Genomic DNA, 1913 nt, shown 5'->3' with positions numbered 1-1913 from the left:
TCAAGGCGGGGGACTTCAACTGGAAGAAGCTGAAGTGGACAAAGGTGGCAGACCCGGCTCCGGTGGCTGAGGAGGAGCTGGCAAACAAAGTCGCCATTACCAAGCTGTATAGGGAGAGGGGCATGCCGTATTGGGACTTAGCTAAGTTTGTTTGGTGGAGGGAGACCGGCACCACCTACGACTTCGTAGTGCCGCAGACCAACGACCCCATCGCCTGGACAAATCTGTGGCACTTCAAGGTTAGGATTGAGAAGGCCGATCCCAAGGAGTACGGCTCTATGGAGTTCGACTTCGAGGCGGCTAAGATGGCCTTCGACTTCTTCTACAAGCTACTGACTCACGGAAGCGACGGCGAGCTATCTAAGACAGTGTACAGCTTCTGGAAGCAGAGGTGGGGCCTCGACCTGAAGTTCCCGAGGATACTTGGGATAATTACCGGGGAGGTGCTGTGTCCAAACAAGAAGCCCGGGGCGCCGGGTTGCGCGAGGCCGGACTTCATCGGCATGAGGAGGACGTTCCTATGGGGACTTGGAATAGGGCCTAAGCCCGCCAAGTCGGCGTACTACTGGCCGCCGAAGGTGCCCGACTTGAGAAAACTTCCGTGATCTACATCTACAGCGTTCCAAAAACCCACTTTTTCCTCCCCTCCCTCCTCCCCAGGGGGGTTTCCCTCCTACTCCCCCTACCCCGTTGCGACCTCCTTCTCCTCCACGCCTACGGCCACCTCTCCAAGTCGGAGCTGCTGGCGAAGCTGGGGCTGAGCGACGGGTTTTACATGCGCCGGCGCCAGCTAATCGCGCTCCTCCCCACCCTGTCGAAGCTGTACCACGTGCGTTGCTACGCAGAGCTTGAAGAGGAGAGGGCGAGGGAGCGCCTCTTCTACGAAGCGGCTAAGGCGGTGTATACCCAGTTCTACCACGGCGCCGCGGCGGAGGTGCGCGTCGACATCGGCAAGACAGGTCCAGAGGGGGGAGTGGTAGTTGTGGATAACTACATCGACTACGTGAGGATGAGGAGTTGCGGCGACTGGGTCTACCTAGCTGAGCCGAGGCCCACACCTGTAGAAGAATATCTACTGTCGGGGAGGCTTGACGTAGACAAGTATTTAAAATTCCTACACATAGTATATGCAAGGGGGTATGAGGAGGCCGTCTCGTCTCTTTACTAGAAAAGTTGCGAGGATTGACCCATCCCGCTGTAGGAGATGCAACCTCTGTGTGAAGTCGTGTCCAGTGGGCGCACTCAAGCCCCCCGCCGTCGCCTCCTCTCTATGTGTGGGATGCGGAATCTGCACATACTCGTGCCCCCTCGGCGCCATTTCAATCCACACAGTCGTGAGCAAGGGGGCTCTAGCCGCCGTTCTGCTAATCCTGCTAATTGCAGGCGGCTCTCTATACCTCGCAGTATCCACCCCCAGCTACTACGCCAACGAAGCGACTACAATAAACTTCACCACGACGCTCGTCACGCCCACCTTCACGCCCATCAACGCCACCATGCCCACCGGAGAGGGGGCGGCGGGCGCAGGATCTGGATTTGGCTAAGCCCCGACGCCGCCGCCCAATTCCGAGGAGGTGCCCCAGCGCGCCGTGAGGCGCCTTATTTTTGAGGCGTCGACCGCAACGTCGACGACGTAGGAGCAGTATCTGAGCACCAGACCCACATGTGGTCGTCGGAAAACGGAGGTGTCCTACCAGCCAGCGTAATCTCTTGGGGAGGGGTTGCCGGCGTTTTTGAGCGTTATGAGGAGACTTCGTAGTTGTGTTCCTCTCCGTATAGCACGATTTTGACGTGTCTCTTTCTGGTCTGCACTAGGCGCCTGGGCCGTAGCACCACGGTGTAGCTACCGTCGGGGTTTTGTCTGTAGGACTCCACCGCCCACTCCTCCCCGGCGCAGTCAGAGTACATGTAGG

Annotated in this window: 3 protein-coding genes and 1 pseudogene; 3 read left to right on the top strand and 1 reads right to left on the bottom strand. The window is 58.4% G+C overall.

Features of this window, described 5'->3' with window-relative positions; translation table 11 throughout:
- The 3 genes and pseudogenes from ACP5J3_RS13955 to ACP5J3_RS13945 all read left to right on the top strand — a co-directional run.
- Positions 1 to 605: pseudogene (locus ACP5J3_RS13955) on the top strand (molybdopterin dinucleotide binding domain-containing protein); the annotation flags it as partial.
- Positions 602 to 1168, top strand: coding sequence for a hypothetical protein (locus ACP5J3_RS13950; protein ID WP_428496238.1), 567 nt, complete (start codon positions 602 to 604; stop codon positions 1166 to 1168). The pseudogene ACP5J3_RS13955 and the gene ACP5J3_RS13950, both read left to right, overlap by 4 nt.
- Positions 1140 to 1544 carry an ATP-binding protein gene (locus tag ACP5J3_RS13945; RefSeq protein ID WP_428496237.1) on the top strand — a complete coding sequence of 135 codons (405 nt, stop codon included), beginning with the start codon at positions 1140 to 1142 and terminating at the stop codon, positions 1542 to 1544. Before ACP5J3_RS13950 ends, ACP5J3_RS13945 begins: the two co-directional genes overlap by 29 nt.
- Here the strand turns inward: ACP5J3_RS13945 and ACP5J3_RS13940 are convergent.
- Positions 1541 to 1663, bottom strand: a complete 123-nt coding sequence (locus ACP5J3_RS13940; RefSeq protein WP_263246231.1) for a hypothetical protein — start codon at positions 1661 to 1663, stop codon at positions 1541 to 1543. The genes ACP5J3_RS13945 and ACP5J3_RS13940 overlap by 4 nt on opposite strands.
- Positions 1664 to 1913 lie beyond the last annotated feature (250 nt).

Origin of the sequence: Pyrobaculum sp. (assembly GCF_049971835.1) — an archaeon.
Lineage (GTDB): Archaea > Thermoproteota > Thermoprotei > Thermoproteales > Thermoproteaceae > Pyrobaculum.
Note: the sequence above shows the minus strand (reverse complement) of the source record. Positions and strands in the feature narration are given on the sequence as shown.

Bases quoted from the DNA above. Each gene is read 5' to 3' on its own strand.
- ACP5J3_RS13945 (WP_428496237.1), top strand. From the start codon at position 1,140: ATGAGGAGGCCGTCTCGTCTCTTTACTAGAAAAGTTGCGAGGATTGAC.